Origin of the sequence: Pseudomonas sp. NBRC 100443 (genome assembly GCF_030268185.1) — a bacterium.
Classification (GTDB): domain Bacteria; phylum Pseudomonadota; class Gammaproteobacteria; order Pseudomonadales; family Pseudomonadaceae; genus Pseudomonas; species Pseudomonas citronellolis.
This window is the reverse complement of record NZ_BSQE01000026.1, coordinates 62873-82452: the sequence shown is the minus strand read 5'-3', so window position 1 is coordinate 82452 and position 19580 is coordinate 62873. Positions and strand designations below refer to the sequence as shown.

At 66.9% G+C, this 19580-nt stretch carries 16 protein-coding genes; 7 read left to right on the top strand and 9 right to left on the bottom strand.

From position 1 onward, the window contains the following. Positions 1-105: 105 nt before the first annotated feature. Positions 106-486, top strand: a complete 381-nt coding sequence (locus tag QSJ95_RS27260) for an MGMT family protein (RefSeq protein ID WP_285646652.1) — start codon at positions 106-108, stop codon at positions 484-486. A 39-nt stretch (positions 487-525) separates the two neighbouring features. Then, positions 526-2334, top strand: coding sequence for an MFS transporter AmpG (gene ampG / locus QSJ95_RS27255; protein WP_285646650.1), 1809 nt, complete (start codon positions 526-528; stop codon positions 2332-2334). 493 nt (positions 2335-2827) lie between these two features. Here the strand turns inward: ampG and QSJ95_RS27250 are convergent, their stop codons facing one another. Both QSJ95_RS27250 and QSJ95_RS27245 read right to left on the bottom strand, forming a co-directional pair. Further along, positions 2828-3676, bottom strand: coding sequence for a mechanosensitive ion channel family protein (locus QSJ95_RS27250; RefSeq protein ID WP_009617952.1), 849 nt, complete (start codon positions 3674-3676; stop codon positions 2828-2830). Between the two features lie 118 nt (positions 3677-3794). Next, positions 3795-4274, bottom strand: coding sequence for a YajQ family cyclic di-GMP-binding protein (locus QSJ95_RS27245; protein WP_009617950.1), 480 nt, complete (start codon positions 4272-4274; stop codon positions 3795-3797). 150 nt (positions 4275-4424) lie between these two features. Here QSJ95_RS27245 and QSJ95_RS27240 point away from each other — a divergent pair, with 150 nt between their 5' ends. From QSJ95_RS27240 to QSJ95_RS27225, 4 genes are read left to right on the top strand one after another with little or no spacing between them, the layout of a single operon-like run. Beyond that, the gene (locus QSJ95_RS27240) at positions 4425-5390 is read left to right on the top strand and encodes a response regulator (protein ID WP_058488621.1); all 966 of its coding nucleotides are present in this window, start codon (positions 4425-4427) and stop codon (positions 5388-5390) included. Between the two features lie 36 nt (positions 5391-5426). Next, positions 5427-6341 carry a putative 2-dehydropantoate 2-reductase gene (locus tag QSJ95_RS27235; protein ID WP_058488620.1) on the top strand — a complete coding sequence of 305 codons (915 nt, stop codon included), beginning with the start codon at positions 5427-5429 and terminating at the stop codon, positions 6339-6341. 57 nt (positions 6342-6398) lie between these two features. Beyond that, the gene (locus QSJ95_RS27230) at positions 6399-8444 is read left to right on the top strand and encodes a sensor histidine kinase (RefSeq protein WP_024128173.1); all 2046 of its coding nucleotides are present in this window, start codon (positions 6399-6401) and stop codon (positions 8442-8444) included. 3 nt (positions 8445-8447) lie between these two features. Further along, on the top strand, positions 8448-9020 hold the full coding sequence (locus QSJ95_RS27225) for a cob(I)yrinic acid a,c-diamide adenosyltransferase (RefSeq protein WP_069861820.1): 573 nt from the start codon (positions 8448-8450) through the stop codon (positions 9018-9020). Between the two features lie 283 nt (positions 9021-9303). On the opposite strand, the gene QSJ95_RS27220 is transcribed toward QSJ95_RS27225, so the two are convergent. From QSJ95_RS27220 to secA, 4 genes are all read right to left on the bottom strand, one after another. Beyond that, the gene (locus tag QSJ95_RS27220; protein ID WP_285646647.1) at positions 9304-10254 is read right to left on the bottom strand and encodes a Nudix family hydrolase; all 951 of its coding nucleotides are present in this window, start codon (positions 10252-10254) and stop codon (positions 9304-9306) included. Between the two features lie 28 nt (positions 10255-10282). Beyond that, the gene (locus tag QSJ95_RS27215) at positions 10283-10906 is read right to left on the bottom strand and encodes a glutathione S-transferase family protein (RefSeq protein WP_009617934.1); all 624 of its coding nucleotides are present in this window, start codon (positions 10904-10906) and stop codon (positions 10283-10285) included. 155 nt (positions 10907-11061) lie between these two features. Further along, complete coding sequence (argJ, locus tag QSJ95_RS27210; RefSeq protein ID WP_043272380.1) at positions 11062-12279, bottom strand: bifunctional glutamate N-acetyltransferase/amino-acid acetyltransferase ArgJ; 1218 nt, start codon at positions 12277-12279, stop codon at positions 11062-11064. Positions 12280-12374: 95 nt separating this feature from the next. After that, complete coding sequence (secA, locus tag QSJ95_RS27205) at positions 12375-15128, bottom strand: preprotein translocase subunit SecA (protein ID WP_009617931.1); 2754 nt, start codon at positions 15126-15128, stop codon at positions 12375-12377. Positions 15129-15433: 305 nt separating this feature from the next. Here secA and QSJ95_RS27200 point away from each other — a divergent pair, with 305 nt between their 5' ends. Then, the gene (locus QSJ95_RS27200; RefSeq protein ID WP_009617929.1) at positions 15434-15889 is read left to right on the top strand and encodes a DciA family protein; all 456 of its coding nucleotides are present in this window, start codon (positions 15434-15436) and stop codon (positions 15887-15889) included. 173 nt (positions 15890-16062) lie between these two features. Here QSJ95_RS27200 and lpxC read toward each other — a convergent pair whose 3' ends face one another. From lpxC to ftsA, 3 genes are all read right to left on the bottom strand, one after another. Beyond that, positions 16063-16974, bottom strand: coding sequence for a UDP-3-O-acyl-N-acetylglucosamine deacetylase (lpxC, locus tag QSJ95_RS27195; protein WP_009617927.1), 912 nt, complete (start codon positions 16972-16974; stop codon positions 16063-16065). Between the two features lie 112 nt (positions 16975-17086). Continuing rightward, positions 17087-18271 (bottom strand): cell division protein FtsZ, encoded by a 1185-nt coding sequence (gene ftsZ / locus QSJ95_RS27190; RefSeq protein WP_009617925.1) that lies wholly within the window; start codon positions 18269-18271, stop codon positions 17087-17089. A gap of 55 nt (positions 18272-18326) precedes the next feature. Further along, entirely contained in the window at positions 18327-19574 is a 1248-nt protein-coding gene (ftsA, locus tag QSJ95_RS27185; protein ID WP_285646644.1) for a cell division protein FtsA, read from the bottom strand. Positions 19575-19580 lie beyond the last annotated feature (6 nt).

Here is a 19580-nt window from a genome sequence, read left to right as displayed (position 1 = left end):
CAGGGAGTTCAACTGGATGGATGAAGGGTACCTCCTGCATCATTGCCCCGACGCCACCCGGCGCTATGCTGTCGACCCGGCCCGCTGCCATCGGAAAGCCGCCCCATGCCTGCAAGAAAACCGCCCGCCCCCGCCCCTGAAAATGTCGCCGACCTCGGCCTGGAAAGCCTGCAGGTGCGCCGCGAGGCCATCTACCTGGCCTTGTCCCAGGTACCCGAGGGCTACGTGGTGAGCTACGGCGAACTGGCCCGCATGGCCGGCCTGGGCCGCGCCGCGCGCCTGGTGGGCCGCGTGCTCAGCCAGTTGCCGGAAGGCTCGCGCCTGCCCTGGCACCGGGTGATCGCCGCCGGCGGGCGCATCAGCCTGCCGCTCGGCAGCCCGGGCGGCGACGAACAACGGGCACGATTGCGCGCCGAGGGAGTCCGAATCCACAACGATCGGGTGGACATACGTCGGCATGGCTGGCTTCACGCCGGGCTCTGCTAGTAGAGTTCGCGATAATTTTTTGCGTGCTGGAAACCTTTCATGAAGAAGCACTCCTGGCGAGAGGCACTGGTTGCCTACAAGTCTCCCGCCAGTCTCGCGCTGTTGCTGCTCGGCTTCGCCGCCGGGCTGCCGACGATGCTGGTCTTCACCACCCTCTCGGTATGGCTGCGGGAAGCCGGCGTGGCGCGGGAAACCATCGGCTTCGCCAGTTGGCTGGGGCTGGTCTACGCGTTCAAGTGGGTGTGGTCGCCGATGCTCGACCAGTGGCGCCTGCCCGTCGTCGGCCGGCTCGGCCGGCGCCGCTCGTGGCTGGTGTTCTCCCAGGCGCTGATCGCCATCGGCCTGCTCGGCATGGCCCTGTGCAACCCGCAGAGCCACCTGCCGTGGTTGATCGGCCTGGCCCTGGTGGTAGCCTTCGCCTCGGCCACCCAGGACATCGCCATCGACGCCTACCGCCTGGAGATCGCCGAGAACACCCGCCAGGCCGCCCTGGCCGCCTGCTACATGACCGGCTACCGCGGCGCCGTGCTGCTGGCCAGCGCCGGCGCGCTGTTCCTCGCCGAATGGCTGGGCTCCAGCAGCCTGCACTACAGCCAGGCGGCCTGGGGCCTGACCTATGCGCTGTTCGCCCTGCTGATCCTCCCCGGGCTGGTCACCAGTCTGCTGATCCGCGAGCCCGAGGTGAACGTCCAGCCGCAGGCGGTGGGCAACTCCGCCTACGCCTTCAACCACCAGTTGCTCTCGGTGCTGCAGCTGCTGGTGCTGCTGATCTCGGTGCCGGCCATGCTCACCGCGCTGACCAACCAGGCCTGGCCGCGGGCGGCGCTCTACGCCCTGTTCATCGTCCTCTGCCTGAGCCCGCGCGGGCGCAAGCAGATCCGCCCGGTGCGCGAACTGCTCTCGCGGGTGCGCCGGCCGCTGCTGATCGCCGCCCACGGCAAGGGCGTGCCGCAGTTCGACTTCGTCCACCAGGCGGTGTCGGTGATAGTGCTGATCATCCTGCTGGTGACCGGCACCGCCATGACCAACTCCGCGGGCGCCGGCAAATGGTGGCTGGCCAGCCTCTACCTGCTGATCGCCCTGAGCTGCCTGTCGGCCCCCGGCCGCCTGCTGATGGCGCCGGTGCTCACGCCCATCACCGAGTTCATCCGCCGCTACCGCTGGCAGGCGCTGCTGCTGCTCGGGCTGATCTCCACCTACCGGCTCTCCGACACCGTGATGGGAGTGATGGCCGGGGTGTTCTACATCGACATGGGCTTCTCCAAGGAAGTGATCGCCACCGTCAGCAAGCTGTTCGGGGTGATCATGACCCTGGTAGGCGCGGCGGCCGGCGGCCTGCTCATCGCCCGCTTCAGCATCCTGCCGATCCTGCTCCTCGCCGGCGCCGCCTCGGCCGGCACCAACCTGCTGTTCGCCATGCTGGCGCACATGGGGCCGATCACCGACCCGAGCGTGATCAGCGAAGACGTCTTCACCCTGCTGCGCGAATTCGAGCCCCACGTCAGCATGTTCGTGCTGACCATCATGCTCGACAACTTCAGCGGCGGCCTGGCCGCCTCGGCCTTCGTCGCCTACCTGTCGAGCCTGACCAACCTGAAGTTCTCCGCCACCCAGTACGCCATGCTCAGCTCCACCATGCTGCTGCTGCCGCGCTTCATCGGCGGCTACTCGGGCAAGATGGTCGAATACATGGGCTACGAGCACTTCTTCTTCGTCACCGCCGTGCTCGGCATCCCCACCCTGCTGCTGATCGGCTGGCTGTGGATGCGCCGCGACAAGGGCATGCCCGACGGCGTGCCGAGCGAGCCGGAAGAGCCGGCAGCCCCCCCGCGCAGCGCAGGTTCGTAGGGCGCATGAGCGAGCATGGCTTTTCGTAGGATGGTGTTGAGCGAAGCGATACCCATCAGCGCCACTGAGCGGCCTTGGGCGGGCCCTGCCCGCGATTCGCGCGCAGGGCGCGCTCCTACAGGGGAATCTGCACCGAGGCGCCTTCGTAGGATGGGTTGAGCCTGCGAAACCCATGCGGTCGTGGCGATGGGTATCGCTTCGCTCCACCCATCCTACGCCAGAATTCTCCCTCGACCTGTAGGAGCGGGCCCTGCCCGCGATTGCGCCGGCAAGGCCGGCGCAGAAACGAAAAGGCCGGCATATCAGGCTGTGTGAAAACCCGAGCGGCTCTTCGAAGAGTGCGTTCCTACGTGAAATCTGAAAAGGCTTGGCTATTCAGCCAACCCAGAATCCGCGTAGAAACGCGAAATCCAGGTTGTTTTTTAACCAGCTGGACCGATCCGGAGGTTTTCACACGGCCTGATATCGCCGGCCTTATTCCATGGGCTCGCCCTCACTCGGCGAAGGCTTCTTCCTCGGAGCCCCTGACCACCCGCACCACCCGGCTCGGCAGGGCCAGGTCGATGCCGCGGTCGCGCAGGCACAGGCGCACCTGTTCGTTGAGCATGAAGGTCACCGCGCCGAAATCGGCGTTGGCGGTCCACAGGCGCAGCGACAGGGTCACCGAGTTCTCGCCCAGGGCCGAGACCACCACCACCGGCGCCGGGTTCTTGAGCACGCGCGGGTCCTGGGCCAGTTCCAGGAGGATGCCGCGGGCCGCGTCCAGGTCGGCGTCGAAGGCCAGCTTGATGTCGAAGATCACCTGGCGCGTGGCCTGGCTCGAGACGTTGGTGATGATGCCGTTGGACAGCGCGCCGTTGGGCATGATGACCGTGCGGTTATCGCCGGTGCGCAGCACGGTGTGGAAGATCTGGATGCTGTCCACGGTGCCGGAGACGCCCTGCGCCTCGATGGCATCGCCGACCTTGAACGGACGGAACAGCAGGATCAGCACGCCGCCGGCGAAGTTCGACAGGCTGCCCTGCAGGGCCAGGCCAATGGCCAGGCCGGCGGCGCCGATGGCGGCGACGAAGCTGGTGGTCTGGATGCCGATCATCGAGGCCACGCTGACCACCAGGAGGATCTTCAGCGCCACGTTCACCAGGCTGCCGATGAAGCCCTGGAGAGTCTTGTCCACCCGCTGGCTGGCCATCAGCCCGCCCACCCGGCGGGTCAGCAGGTTGATCAGCCACCAGCCGATCAGCAGGGTGATCAGCGCCAGCACGGCGTTGCCCAGGTAAGTCAGCACCACCGGCATCCAGGCCTCTGCGCTCCGTACTAGCTGGTCGTAATTCATGTCCATGGAATGGGGCCCCTTGGTTTTCGATTATTAGAAATACGAACGCCATGGCGAACCATGGCGATCGGTATTCGCCGAGCGGCGCTCTATTTGCGACGCCGCCCGGACAACGAGGTTCCGCTCAATCGCGGAAGTTGTTGAACTGCACCGGCATGCCCAGGGACTCGCCGCGCAGCATGGCGATCACTTCCTGCAGGTCGTCGCGCTTCTTGCCGGTGACGCGCACCTGCTCGCCCTGGATGGCGGCCTGGACCTTCATCTTGCGGTCCTTGATCAGGCCGACGATCTTCTTCGCCAGGTCCTTGTCGATGCCCTCGCGGAAGTTCACTTCCTGCTTGACCACCTTGCCAGAGGGGTAGGCATCCTTGAGCTCCATGCACTGGATGTCGATCTTGCGCTTGATCAGGTTGCTGCGCAGGATGTCGAGCATCTGCTCCAGCATGAAATCGGCCTCGGCGGTCAAGGTAACCGACTTGTCCTTGGGCTCGAAGCTGCACTTGCCCTTGAGGTCGAAGCGGCGCTCGAGCTCCTTGCCGGCGTTGTCCAGGGCGTTGGTCAGTTCGTGCTTGTCCAGTTCGGACACCACGTCGAACGAAGGCATGTCATCTCTCCAGATGGACGGCGCGATCCGGTTCACACTCGGGCACGCGCCTGGCTTGACGGTAAAAATGCGCGCTCATTATAACTGAGCCACAAGCACGCGCCCGGCCCAGAACCGGCGAATCCCCGCCTCCTCCGAGTCCCCTGCCCCATGCCAACCAACCATCTGAGCATCCTGGTGGTCGACGACGCGAAATTCTCCAGCGCCATGATCGGCCGGGCGCTGAGCCAGGCCGGCTACCAGAACGTGCGCTTCGCCAGCAGCGCCAGCGAGGCCCTGCAACTGCTGGAACGGGAACCGGTGAGCGTGCTCCTGGCCGACTGGCTGATGCCGGAGATGGACGGCCTGGAGCTCACCGCGCGGGTACGCCAGCTGGACGAAAGCGGCGACCACTACACCTACATCATGCTGCTCACCGGCAAGGAGGGCGACAACGCCCTGGCCGAGGCCTTCGACCGCGGCGTGGACGACTTCGTCAGCAAGACGGCGATGAGCGAGCAACTGGTGCCGCGGGTGCTGGCCGCCGACCGCCTGTGCAACACCCTGCAGCGCCTGCTGGTGGAGAACCGCCTGCTCACCGAGAACATCAACCGCCTGGAAGAGCGCAACCTGGTGGACGCCGCCACCGGCCTGGGCAACCTGCGCTACCTGCGGCAGAAGCTCGCCGACAGCATCCGCCAGGTGGAATCCCGCGGCGGCGCGGTGTGCTACCTGCTGATCGGCATTCCCGTCCTGCTGGAGCAGGACGGCCAGCACTTCCCCGGCTTCCACCAGGAGCTGCTGCACGGCATCGGCCGGCGCCTGCAGCAACTGGTGCGGCCGCTGGACGTGCTGGCGCGCATCGACGAACAGCACTTCGGCCTCATCACCCTGATCGACGACCTCCAGGAATGCTCGCCGAGCAGCTTCCGTCGCCTGCACGAAGGGCTCAACCTCAAGGCCTTCAAGACCAGCCGCGGCTTCGTCAGCCTGAAGGCCGGCATCGGCCTGGTGGGGCTGGACGCCAAGTCCCTGCCGCTGCAGGCCGAAGAGGTGATGGAACAGGCCCGCCAGTTGCTGCCCGATGCCTATGCCAGCGGGCGAATCAACGCCAGCCGGCTGCCCGGGGTGCGCTAGACTTCGCAGTACGCCCATCGACACGCGAAGCCCACCATGAACTGGACCATCCTCGGCGCCGGCAGTCTCGGCAGCCTCTGGGCCGCCCGCCTGGCCCGCGCCGGCCTGCCCGTGCAGCTGCTGCTGCGTGACCGCCAGCGCCTGGCGGCGTACCGCGCCTGCGGCGGCATCACCCTCTGCGAGGACGGCCGCGAGAGCCTCTACCCGATCCCGGCGGAAACCGCCGGGCACCTGAACGCGCCCATCCAGCGCCTGCTCCTGGCCAGCAAGGCCTACGACGCCGAGGAAGCCGCCGCCAGCGTGGCCGCGCACCTGGCGCCCGGCGCCGAGATCATCCTCCTGCAGAACGGCCTGGGCAGCCAGCAGGCGGTGGCCGCGCACCTGCCGCGGGCGCGCTGCCTGTACGCCTCCAGCACCGAAGGGGCGTTCCGCGACGGCGATTTCCGCGTGGTCTTCGCCGGCCGCGGGCAGACCTGGCTCGGCGACGAGCGCGGTGGCCCTGCGCCGGCCTGGCTGGACGAGCTGGCCCGCGCCGAAATCCCCGTGCAGTGGAGCGGCGACATCCTCGAACGGCTGTGGCGCAAGCTGGCGCTGAACTGCGCGATCAACCCGCTGAGCGTACTGCACCACTGCCGCAACGGCGAACTGGCCAGCCATGCCGAGGAAGTCGCCGGCCTGTGCGACGAACTCGGCCAACTGCTCCACGCCTGCGGCTACGACACGGCGGCGCGGGAGCTGCAGGGCGAAGTGGAACGGGTGATCGCCGCCACCGCGGCCAACTATTCCTCCATGTACCAGGACGTGGCCAACGGTCGGCGCACCGAAATCGCCTACCTGCTCGGCCATGCCTGCGCCGAGGGCCAGCGCCGCCACCTGGCGCTGCCCGGGCTGAACGCCCTGCACCGGCGCCTGCGCGACGCGCTGCGCCAACGCGGATTGCCCGAGGCCTGAGCGGCGGGCTAACCTGCCCGCCACGCTTTCGATCGCCGAGCCCCTATGCTGTCCTTCATCAACCTGCGCCAGCGCCTGGAAAACCTGCCGGTCGGCCAGAAGATTCTCGCCGCCCTGCTGGTGCTGCTGGCCACTGTTTTGCTGGCGGCCAACCTGGCGTTCATCAGCGCGGCCTACTGGATCTCCCAGGACAGCGTGGCGCCCCAGGCCCTGCAGACCATCGGCCGGCTGATCGCCAACCCGGCGCTCAGCTACCCGGCGCTGAGTTCCCCGGAGCAGGCCGACACCCTGCTGCACCAGCTCGACGACTACCAGCCGTTGCGCGCCGCCGCGCTCTACGACGCCAACGGCACGCGCATCGCCCAGTCGCCCCGGGAAGGCTCGCTGCCCAGGCACCTGGAGGACCTGGAACGCTGGCGCGCCCACGAATACCGCCTCAACGCCCTGTTCGAACTGCCGCAGCCCGGCGGGCGCAACGGCTACCTGCTGCTGGTGGCCAGCAGCGAGCTGCCCGGCGCCTTCTACACCGGCACGCTGACCGCCAGCCTGGCGATCCTGGCCGTGAGCGTGCTGCTGTGGATGCTGATCGCCCGGCAGATCCGCCGCCTGATCACCCGGCCGATCCGCAGCCTGGAAGAGCTGTCGCGCCAGGTCACCCGCGAGGAGAACTACTCGCTGCGCGCCGAACGCGGCAATGCCGACGAGATCGGCCGCCTGTCCGACGCCTTCAACACCATGCTCACCCGCATCGAGGCCCGCGAGCAGCAGCTCAAGCGCGCCCGCGACGACGCCCAGGACGCCATGGCCCAGGCCCAGGACCTGGCCGAGGAAACCCGCCGCTCCAACCGCAAGCTGGAGCTGGAAGTGCAGGTGCGCAGCAAGATCGAGAAGAAGCTCACCGGCTTCCAGCACTACCTCAACAGCATCATCGACTCCATGCCCTCGGCGCTGATCGCGGTGGACGAGCAGCTCTACGTCACCCAATGGAACCAGGAGGCCAGCCGGCTTTCCGGCACCAGCCTGGACGACGCGGTGAACCAGCCGGTGTTCCTCGCCTTCCCCTCGCTCAAGCCCTTCCTGCTGCAACTGACCCGCGCCGCCGAGCAGCACAAGGTGGAGCGCGTGGAGCGCGTCACCTGGGCATTGATCGACTCGCCACGGCACTACGCCCTGACCTTCTATCCGCTGATGGGCGGCACCGGCCGTGGCGCGGTGATCCGCATCGACGACATCACCGAGCGCCTGGGCATGGAAGAACTGATGGTGCAGTCGGAGAAGATGCTCTCGGTGGGCGGCCTGGCCGCCGGCATGGCGCATGAGATCAACAACCCGCTGGGGGCCATCCTGCACAACGTGCAGAACATCCGCCGGCGGCTGTCGCCGGAACTGCCGAAGAACCTGGAAGTGGCGGCCGAGGTGGGCGTCGCCCTGGACGACCTCAACCACTACCTGGAGGCGCGGGAGATTCCCAAGCTGATGGACGGCATCCAGTACGCCGGTTCGCGCGCCGCCAAGATCGTCACCCACATGCTCGCCTTCAGCCGCCGCAGCCACCGGCAGATGGCGCCCTGCGAACTGCCCTCGCTGATCGAGCAGGCGGTGGAGATCGCCGGCAACGACTTCGACCTGGCCGGCGGCTTCGACTTCAAGTCGCTGGAGATCGTCCACGAGTTCGACCCGCGCCTGGGCCCGGTGCCGGTCATCGCCAACGAATTCGAGCAGGTGCTGCTCAACCTGCTGAAGAACGCCGCCCAGGCCATCCACCTGCGTGACGACGAAGAGGAAGGCGAGCACGGCCGCATCGTCCTGCGCACCCGGCTCAACCCGCCGTGGGCGGAAGTGCAGGTGGAAGACAACGGCTGCGGCATGCCGGAAACGGTGCGCAAGCGCATCTTCGAGCCCTTCTTCACCACTAAGGAAGTGGGCCAGGGCACCGGCCTGGGCCTGTCGGTGTCGTATTTCATCATCACCAACAACCACAAGGGGCAGATGGAAGTGCAATCGGAACTCGGCCAGGGCACCTGCTTCACCCTGCGCCTGCCGCTGGGCGACGAGCCCGTGGCGCCGGTGGCGCTGCCGCCCCCGCAGAACAAGGAGCTCTGAGGCATGGGCTATCGCCTGTCGAAGATCTACACCCGCACGGGCGACGCCGGCGAGACCGGCCTGGCCGACGGCAGCCGGGTGCCGAAACACCACCCGCGGATCGAAGCCATCGGCTGCGTGGACGAGCTGAACAGCCAGCTGGGGCTGCTGCTGGCCGACCTGCAGGAAGCCCGCAGCGCCGCGCTGGACCAGTTGCTGACGGTGCTGGCGCCGGTGCAGCACCGCCTGTTCGACCTCGGCGGCGAACTGGCGATGCCGGAATACCGCGCCCTGGACGACCACGAGGTGGCGCGCCTGGAACAGGCCATCGACGCCTGGAACGAGGAGCTGGAACCGCTGAAGGACTTCATCCTCCCCGGCGGCTCCCGGCTGGTGGCGCAGATCCACGTATGCCGCACCCTGGCGCGCAAGGCCGAGCGCCGCTGCCAGCAGCTCAACGCCGAGGAGCCCCTGGAAGGCGCCGGGCTGCGCTATCTGAACCGGCTGTCGGACCTGCTGTTCGTGGCAGCCCGCATAGCCGCCAAGCGCCAGGGCGTCGCCGAAGTGCTGTGGAAGGCGGCGGAAAAGCCCGCGTAGATGTGTAAGCGGGCCCTGCCCGCGATTCGCGCGCAGGGCGCGCTCCTACAATGGGAATGGCATGGGTGGGGCAGCGTAGGAGCGAATCTCATCCGCGAATCGCGCCGATACGTCCGGCTATCGCGGACAAGGTCCGCTCCTACGAACGTGTCTCCCTGAAGCCCCGTAGGATGGGTTGAGCGAAGCGATACCCATCGGCCATGGTGATGGGTATCGCTTCGCTCAACCCATCCTACGAAGAGCACCCCGGTGCAGCCGGAAAGAAAGCGGCACCTACGACGGCCTATGCCCCGGCCTTCGGCCAGAGCGCGCGGATGCCGGCCACGCCCTGGGCGCCTATCTGCCAGGCGCGTTCCAGGTCCTGCGGGCCCAGGCCGCCGAGCAGGAATACCGGCTGGTTGAAGCCTTCCACCAATTTCTGCGCCACGTCCCAACCCATTGCCGGTTCGCCCGGATGGCTCTCGGTCGGCTGCACCGGCGACAGGGTGACGAAGTCCACGCCCATCGCACTGGCCAGCGCCAGCTCCTCGGCGCCGTGGCAGGACGCCGCCAGCAGGCGCTCCTGGGGGAACGGGCGACCGTTGGGGGCGTACTTGCGCAGTTGCTCGGCGGTCAGGTGCCAGCCGGCGGCGGGAAAGTCGCCCAGCCATTCCAATGGGCCCTTGAGCATCAGTTGCGCCTTGCCGGCGCACAGCCCGACGGCATCCACCGCCATGTCGCGGTACTCCGGGCTGTACATGTTCGGCGCGCGCAGCTGGATCAGGCGGATACCGCCCGCCACGGCGGCGCGGATGCCCTGCAGGACTTCCTGCGGCTCCAGCCCGTCGGGGGTGATCAGGTAGCGTTCGGGCAGCCGCGCGGCCTGCACGATGGGCCGGTTGGCGGCGGGGAACTCGTAGTCGGGCAGCTCCCGCGGGGCCACCCAGGCCAGCGGCTGGCCCTCGGCGCCATGGGGTTCGCCGGAGAACGCCGAGACCTCCCAGACGTCCAGCAGCACCTGCTTGTCCGGGTAGTCGTGGGCCACGCGGATCAGCGGCCGGGCGCGCTCGACGCGGATGCCCAGCTCCTCTTCCAGCTCGCGGGCCAGCGCGGCCTGCACCGGTTCGCCCTCCTCCACCTTGCCGCCGGGGAACTCCCACAGGCCGCCCTGGTGCTTGTCGTCCGGGCGCCGGGCGATCAGCACGCGGCCATCGACGCCACGGATCACGGCGGCGGCGACATGTACTCGTTTCACAGCATTACTCCTCGTCGGTTGCCGGCGCTCAGGGGCGCTCGGCCAGCGCGGCCTGCAGCCAGGGCTGGAAGGCCGCCCACTGGTAGATAGTGTCCACGTAGGCCTTGGCCAGCGGCGGCAGCTCCACGGCGTAGCTGCGCAGGCGCGTGGCCACCGGCGCGTAGAAGGCGTCGGCGATGCTGGCGTGGCCGAACAGGAACGGCCCGTCCTGGCCGAAGCCCTGGCGGCACAGGGTCCACAGCTCGATGACGCGGGCGATGTCGGTTTCCACTTCGGGCGGCACCTTGGCCAGCGGCTTGTGCCGCTGCAGGTCCATGGGCATGTGCGAGCGCAGGGCGAGGAAGCCGCTGTGCATCTCCGCGCAGATCGACCGCGCCAGCGCCCGGGCCGCCTCGCCGCGCGGCCACAGGTGCGCCTCGGGGAAGCGTTCGGCCAGGTACTCGGCGATCGCCAGGGAATCCCAGATCACCCCGTCCTCGCACTTGAGCACCGGCACCTTGCCGGTGGGCGAGTGCTCGCGGATGCGCCGCGCGGTGTCGACGCCGCCCAGCGGGATCAGCACTTCTTCGAATTCCGCGCCGGTCAGTTGCATGGCCAGCCAGCCGCGCAACGACCAGGACGACAGGTTCTTGCTGCCAATGACCAGTTTCATCGCTCGTTTCTCCGCTACGAAGCTAGAAGCTAGAAGCTAGAAGCTAGAAGCTAGAAGCTAGAAGCTAGAAGCTAGAAGCTAGAAGCTAGAAGCTAGAGAGCGTGGCGCCTTTCACTTCCGGCTTCAAGCTTCCAGCTTCCAGCTTCCCGCTCCCATCAAGTCCTGTATTCCGCGTTGATCTTCACGTACTCATGGGACAGGTCGGTGGTCCAGATGGTCTCGCTGCAGTCGCCGCGGCCCAGTTCGATGCGGATGGTGATCTCTTCCTGGGCCATCACCCGCGCGCCCTGGTCCTCGGTGTAGCTGGCGGCGCGGCAGCCGCGGCTGGCGATGCAGACTTCGTCGAGGAAGACGTCGATCCTGCTGACGTCCAGGTTCGGCACGCCGGCGTAGCCGACCGCGGCCAGGATGCGGCCCCAGTTAGGGTCGGAGGCGAACAGCGCGGTCTTGATCAGCGGCGAGTGGGCCACGGCGTAGCCGACGTCCAGGCACTCCTGGTGGGTGCCGCCGCCGTTGACCTGCACGGTGACGAACTTGGTGGCGCCCTCGCCGTCGCGGACGATGGCCTGGGCCAGTTCCATGGACACCTCGATCACCGCCTGCTTCAGGGCGCTGAACAGCGCGCCGCTGGCCTGGGTGATCTCCGGCAGCGCGGCCTGACCGGTGGCGACCAGGATGCAGCTGTCGTTGGTGGAGGTATCGCCGTCGATGGTGATGCGGTTGAACGACTTGTTCGCCGCGTCGCGCAGCAGGTCCTGCAGCACGCCCTGGGCGACCTTGGCGTCGGTGGCGATGTAGCCGAGCATGGTGGCCATGTTCGGCTTGATCATGCCGGCGCCCTTGCTGATGCCGGTGACGGTGACGGTGACGCCGTCATGCACGAACTGGCGGCTGGCGCCCTTGGGCAGGGTGTCGGTGGTCATGATGCCGGCGGCGGCCTCGGCCCAGTTGTCCGGGCCCAGGGCGGCCAGGGCGGCCGGCAGCGCGGCTTCGATCTTGGCCACCGGCAGCGGCTCGCCGATCACCCCGGTGGAGAACGGCAGCACCTGGCTTTCGTCCACGCCGGCCAGCTCGGCCAGCTTGGCACATACCGCCGAGGCGTTGGCCAGGCCCGGCTCGCCGGTGCCGGCGTTGGCGTTGCCGGTGTTGGTCACCAGGTAGCGCACCGGCCCGAGGAAGCGCTGCTTGCACAGCAGCACGGGCGCGGCGCAGAAGGCGTTGGTGGTGAACACACCCGCCACGCTGGAGCCTTCGGCGCATCGCATCACCACGACGTCCTTGCGACCGGGGCGCTTGATGCCGGCGGAAGCGATGCCGAGTTCGAAGCCGGGGACCGGGTGCAGGGTGGAGATGGGGCCGAGACCGACAGCCATGGATGTGCTCCTTACGAAAAAGGGTGGATCGAATGTGAAAAACGCCGCGAGCGGCAGGGCCGGTCGCGGCGTCGGGGGTTACGACGGCAGGCGGATCAGTTCACCTGGCCGTGGCAATGCTTGTACTTCTTGCCGGAGCCGCAGGGGCACAGCTCGTTGCGGCCGATCTTCGGCTCGGCGCGCACCGGCTCCAGCGGCACGACCTGGCCCGGACCCTGCTCGCCCTCTTCGCCTTCCTCGGCATCGGGGGCCTGGTCGATGGACGGCGCCTCGGCATGCTGGAACTGCATGCGCTTGGCCATTTCCTCGGCTTCGCGGCGCAGGCGCGCCTCTTCCTCGGCCGGGTCCTCGCGGCGGACCTGGACGAAGGACAGCACGCGGATGGTGTCGCGCTTGATCGAGTCCAGCAGTTCCTGGAACAGGTTGAAGGACTCGCGCTTATACTCCTGCTTCGGGTTCTTCTGCGCGTAGCCGCGCAGGTGGATGCCGTGGCGCAGGTGGTCCATGGTGGACAGGTGGTCCTTCCACAGGTCGTCCAGCACGCGCAGCAGCATCTGCTTCTCGAAGGTGCGCAGGGCCTCGGCGCCGGCCAGGTCTTCCTTCTCGTTGTAGGCGGCGACCAGCTCGGCGAGGATCTTCTCGCGCAGGGTCTCCTCGTAGAGCTTCTCGTCGTCGTCCAGCCACTGCTGGACCGGCAGCTTCAGGCCGAAGTCGCTGTACAGCGCGGCTTCCAGGCCGGCGATGTCCCACTGCTCGGGCAGCGACTGCGGCGGGATGTGCTGGCTGATGGTGTTGTTCAGCACTTCCTCGCGGAACTCGGCGATGGTGTCGCCGATGTTCTCCGCGGCCAGCAGGCTGTTGCGCATGTGGTAGATCACCTTGCGCTGCTCGTTGGCCACGTCGTCGAATTCGAGCAGTTGCTTGCGGATGTCGAAGTTGCGGCCTTCGACCTTGCGCTGCGCCTTCTCGATGGCGTTGCTGACCATGCGGTGCTCGATGGCCTCGCCCGGCTGCATGCCCAGGGCCTTCATGAAGTTCTTCACCCGGTCGGAGGCGAAGATGCGCATCAGGTTGTCTTCCAGCGACAGGTAGAAGCGGCTGGAACCCGGGTCGCCCTGGCGGCCGGAACGGCCCCGCAGCTGGTTGTCGATACGGCGGGACTCGTGGCGCTCGGAGGCGATCACATGCAGGCCGCCGGCCTCGATCACCTGCTGGTGGCGCTTCTGCCACTCGGCCTTGATCTGGGCGATCTGCTCGTCGCTGGGGTTCTCCAGGCTGGCGATCTCGGCTTCCCAGTTGCCGCCCAGGAGGATGTCGGTACCACGGCCGGCCATGTTGGTGGCGATGGTCACCGAGCCCGGCGCGCCGGCCTGCGCGATGATCTCGGCTTCCTTCTCGTGGTATTTGGCGTTGAGCACCTTGTGCTCGATGCCGGCCTGCTCCAGCAGCTTGGACACGTATTCGGAGGTTTCGATGGAAGCGGTACCGACCAGGATCGGCCGGCCCAGGGCCTGGCTCTGCTGGATGTCGGTGATGATCGCGGCGTACTTCTCTTCCTGGGTCAGGTAGACCAGGTCGTTGAAGTCCTTACGGGCGACCGGCCGGTGGGTCGGGATCACCACCACGTCCAGGCCGTAGATCTGGCGGAACTCGAAGGCCTCGGTGTCGGCGGTGCCGGTCATGCCGGACAGCTTGGTGTAGAGGCGGAAGTAGTTCTGGAAGGTGGTGGAGGCCAGGGTCTGGCTCTCGGCCTGGATCGGCAGGTTTTCCTTGGCCTCGATGGCCTGGTGCAGGCCCTCGGAGAGGCGGCGGCCGGGCATGGTGCGGCCGGTGTGCTCGTCGATCAGCAGGACCTGGTCGCCCTGGACGATGTACTCGACGTTGCGGTGGAACAGGGTGTGGGCGCGCAGCGCGGCGTAGACGTGGGTCAGCAGGCTGAGGTTGTGCGCCGAGTAGAGGCTCTCGCCCTCGCCGAGCAGGCCGGCCTGGCTCAGCAGTTCCTCGACGTAGGCGTGGCCCTGCTCGTTGAGTTCGACCTGGCGGGTCTTCTCGTCGATGCTGTAGTGGCCCTGCTGGGTCACCTGGCCCTCGACTTCCTCGATGTGGCGCTTCAGGCGCGGGATCAGCTTGTTGATCTTGATGTACAGCTCGGAGCTGTCTTCGGCCTGGCCGGAGATGATCAGCGGGGTCCGCGCCTCGTCGATGAGGATGGAGTCCACTTCGTCGACCACGGCGAAGTTCAGCTCGCGCTGGAACTTGTCCTGCAGGCTGAAGGCCATGTTGTCGCGCAGGTAGTCGAAGCCGAATTCGTTGTTGGTGCCGTAGGTGATGTCCGAGGCGTAGGCCGCGCGCTTCTCTTCCGGCGGCTGGAAGGGCGTGACGATGCCCACCGAGAGGCCGAGGAACTCGTACAGCGGACGCATCCAGTTGGCGTCGCGGCGGGCCAGGTAGTCGTTCACGGTGACCACGTGCACGCCCTTGCCGGACAGCGCGTTCAGGTACACCGCCAGGGTGCCCACCAGGGTCTTGCCCTCGCCGGTGCGCATCTCGGCGATCTTGCCCTCGTGCAAGGTCATGCCGCCGATCAACTGGACGTCGAAGTGGCGCATGCCCATCACCCGCTTGCCCGCCTCGCGGCACACGGCGAAGGCTTCCGGGAGGATCTGGTCGAGGGTCTCGCCCTTGGCCAGGCGCTGCTTGAATTCCTCGGTCTTGGCCTTCAGTTGCTCATCGGAAAGCGCCACCATCTGTGGTTCGAGCGCATTGATGGCCTGGACCTGCTTGGCCATGCGCTTCACTTCACGCTCGTTCTTGCTTCCAAAGAGTTTTTTCAACAAAGGCGCAAACATATCGACTGGGTCATCCGAACTTGGGGAATGGAGGGCTGCCCGACTGGCTGGCCGCGGCTTGCATCGACGGCAAAGGGGGCATTCTACTCGGAAACGTGAACGAAAGAAGTGCCCAGGTCATGCCGGGGACTTTCCATGCGCGCACATTGCCCGGCAGGAACTCGGGGGAGGACTGGCAGTCCGCCTGCTTTATATTGTGTCGCGCCGGCAAAGTTCAAGGCTCGGCGCCGGCGGGCGTCGGCGCGACGGCCGGCGATGACCGCATTCTGATACCATCGGCGCTCAACAACCCCGGAATTTTCACCATGGCGTTCCGCCCGCTGCCCGCACAGGCCACCACCAAGCTGCTGCGCGAAGCCAAGCCGCTGCAGTCGCTGTTCAACGAGGCCCAGCGCCTCGCCCAGTTGCAACAGCTGCTCGACAGCCAGCTGCAGCCGGCCGCGCGCCCGCACTGCCGGGTCGCCTCCTGGCGCGGCGGCAACCTGCTGCTGGTGCTCACCGACGCGCACTGGGCCACGCGCCTGCGCTACCAGCAGAAGCGCCTGCTGCGCCAGTTGCAGATGTTCGACGAGTTCGCCGGGCTGCAGCACATCCTGTTCAAGGTCCAGCCCCAGGTCGAGCGCCAGGCGCCGGTGCGCACCCACCAGCTCTCCCCCGCCGCCGCCGAGGCCCTGCAGGAGGCCGCCGAAGGCATCGCCAACCCGCGCCTGCGCGCGGCGCTGGAACGCCTGGCCAGCCGCAGCCGCCCGCGCGAAGACTGAACCCCTCGCCTACCGCCGGTCTCATAACGCCCCTCGTCGGCGCTTGCCGATGAACTCGTGAGAACTTTCCCCCTCCAAACTCCAAGCCTCTTGCCCGCGCCATTTCGCGCGCATAAAAAAAGGCCACCCGAGGGTGGCCTTCAATATGTACAGCTTGAAAGGAGGAGGTTTCCTCAAACGGCCGCAGCGGGCCGCATGTAGGAAATCGGCGCGGTGCTCGCGTCTTCGAAGGTGACCACTTCCCAGGCCTCCTTGTCCGCGATGAGTGCGCGGAGCAGGCGGTTGTTCAGGGCATGGCCGGACTTGAAGCCGCGGAACTCGCCGATAAGGCTGTTACCAAGCAGGTACAGGTCACCGATGGCGTCCAGGATCTTGTGCTTGACGAACTCGTCCTCGTAACGAAGGCCGTCTTCGTTGAGCACGCGATACTCGTCGACCACGATGGCGTTCTCCACGCTGCCACCGAGCGCCAGGTTCTGCGAACGCAGGTACTCGATGTCGCGCATGAACCCGAAGGTCCGCGCGCGGCTGACTTCCTTGACGAAGGAAGTGCTGGAGAAGTCCACCGTCGCCTTCTGGGTGCGACCACGGAAGACCGGGTGATCGAAATCGATCTCGAAGCTCACCTTGAAGCCGTCGAAGGGAACGAAAGTGGCGCGCTTGTCGCCCTCTTCCACGGTCACTTCACGCTTGATGCGGATGAACTTCTTGGCCGCCTCCTGCTCCTGCAGGCCGGCGGATTGGATCAGGAATACGAAGGGCCCCGCGCTGCCGTCCATGATCGGCACTTCCGAGGCGGACAGCTCGACATAGGCGTTGTCGATGCCCAGGCCAGCCATGGCCGAGAGCAGATGCTCCACCGTATCCACTTTGACGTCACCCTTGACCAGGGTGGTCGACATGGTGGTCTCGCCGACGTTCGAGGCCCGGGCCGGGATTTCCACCACCGGGTCGAGGTCGGTACGGACGAACACGATACCGCTGTCCACCGGAGCCGGCTTCAGGGTGAGGTAGACCTTCTCCCCCGAGTGCAGACCGACGCCGGTGGCCCGGATGATGTTCTTCAAGGTGCGTTGTCTGATCATGGCTTTGGCCGCTTTCGCGCAAGTTGCGAACTGTTGTCAACAATGGGCGGCGATGATAGCAGAACCGCCCTTTGCTGAACACCAATCACATTCATACTCCTGATAAATTGCCTCAATCGGCCTGGCGACGCAGGAATGCCGGGATGTCCAGGTAGTCCAGGTCGTCCTGCGGGTTGAGCTTGGCCGCGGTGGCCGCGCTGCCGTGCGCCTGGTTGCGCATCACGGTCGGGCGGTCCAGGTCGCGGTAGTTCACCGATTGCTGCTCGCGCTGTACCGGAGCCTGGCTGCTGACCGCCTGGGTCTGCACGGTGTTGTCGACCACCTTGACCGGTTTTTCCAGGCGTGCGCCCAGGCCGGTGGCGACCACGGTGACGTGCAGCTCGTCGCGCATGTCCGGATCGATCACGGTGCCCACCTTGACGGTGGCGTGCTCGGAGGCGAACTGCTCGATGATGTTGCCCACGTCGGAGTACTCGCCCAGGGACAGGTCGGGACCGGCGGTGATGTTCACCAGGATGCCGCGCGCGCCCTGCAGGTTGACGTCTTCCAGCAGCGGGTTGCGGATCGCCGCCTCGGTGGCCTCGCGGGCGCGGTTCGGGCCGCTGGCGGCGCCGGTGCCCATCATGGCCATGCCCATCTCGCTCATCACGGTCTTCACGTCGGCGAAGTCGACGTTGATCATGCCCGGACGCTTGATGATGTCGGAGATGCCGCGCACGGCGCCGGCCAGCACGTCGTCCGCCTTGGCGAAGGCTGCCAAGAGGCTTGCGTCCTTGCCGAGGATGGTCAGCAGCTTCTCGTTGGGGATGGTGATCAGCGAGTCGACGCTTTCCGCCAGCGAGCGGATGCCTTCATCGGCGATCTGCATGCGCTTGCGGCCTTCGAACGGGAACGGACGGGTGACCACTGCAACGGTCAGGATGCCCATTTCCTTGGCCACTTCGGCGATGATCGGCGCCGCACCGGTACCGGTGCCGCCACCCATGCCGGTGGTGATGAAGACCATGTCGGCGCCTTCCAGCACCTCGGCGATGCGCTCGCGATCCTCGATCGCGGCCTGGCGGCCGACTTCAGGGTTGGCGCCGGCGCCCAGGCCCTTGGTCACGCCCGGGCCGAGCTGCAGCACGGTGCGCGCCGCGATGTTCTTCAGCGCCTGGGCGTCGGTGTTGGCGCAGATGAATTCCACGCCGTCGACGTTGTTCTTGGCCATGTGATTCACGGCGTTGCCGCCGCCACCACCGACACCGATGACTTTGATTACTGCCGTTTGTGGGACGTTATCGACGAGTTCGAACATTTTCCCCTCTCCTTCCTTTCTAGTTGTGTCGCCTACGTTTTACCGCGCCGGTAAATCAGAAATTGCCCTGGACCCAGCGTTTGAGCCGTTCCAGAACAGGTGTCTTGGGTTCATCGCTGAAGCTGCTGCCGCCGGACATGGAGATGCCGTCGGATTGCTTCTGCAGGCCATACATGAGCAGGCCCACGCCAGTGGAATAGATAGGATTGCGCACGACGTCGGTCAGCCCCTTGACGCCATGCGGCACGCCCAGGCGCACCGGCATGTGGAAGATCTCTTCGGCCAGCTCCACGGCACCTTCCATCTTGGCGGTGCCGCCGGTCAGGACGATCCCGGCCGGGATCAGGTCCTCGTAGCCGCTGCGGCGCAGCTCGGCCTGGACCAGGGTGAAGAGCTCGTCGTAACGCGGCTCCACGACCTCGGCCAGGGCCTGGCGCGACAGCTCCCGCGGCGGCCGGTCGCCGACGCTGGGCACCTTGATGGTTTCGCCCGCGCCGGCCAGCTTGGCCAGTGCGCAGGCATAGCGGATCTTGATTTCCTCGGCGTACTGCGTGGGCGTGCGCAGGGCCATGGCGATGTCGTTGGTGACCTGGTCGCCGGCGATCGGGATCACCGCCGTATGGCGGATGGCGCCCTCGGTGAAGATGGCGATGTCGGTGGTGCCGCCGCCGATGTCCACCAGGCACACGCCCAGTTCCTTCTCGTCCTCGGTGATCACCGAGTAGGCCGAAGCCAGTTGCTCGAGGATGATGTCGTCGACTTCCAGGCCGCAGCGGCGCACGCACTTCTCGATGTTCTGCGCGGCGTTCACCGCGCAGGTCACCACGTGCACCTTGGCTTCCAGGCGCACGCCGGACATGCCCAGCGGCTCGCGCACGCCTTCCTGGTTGTCGATCACGTAGTCCTGCGCCAGGGTGTGCAGCACCCGCTGGTCGGCCGGGATCGCCACGGCCTGGGCGGCGTCGAGCACGCGGTCGATGTCGGCCGGGCTCACCTCGCGGTCGCGGATCGCCACGATGCCGTGGGAGTTCAGGCTGCGGATGTGGTTGCCGGCGATGCCGACGAAGGCCGAGTGGATCCGGCAGCCGGCCATCTGCTGCGCCTCGTCGATGGCGCGCTGGATGGACTGCACGGTGGACTCGATGTTCACCACCACGCCCTTCTTCAGGCCGCGCGACGGATGGGTGCCGATGCCGACGATCTCCAGCTTGCCATCGGCCGCTACCTCGCCCACCAGCGCCACCACCTTGGAGGTGCCGATGTCCAGGCCGACGACCATCTTGCCGCTCTGCACGCTTGCCATGTTTAT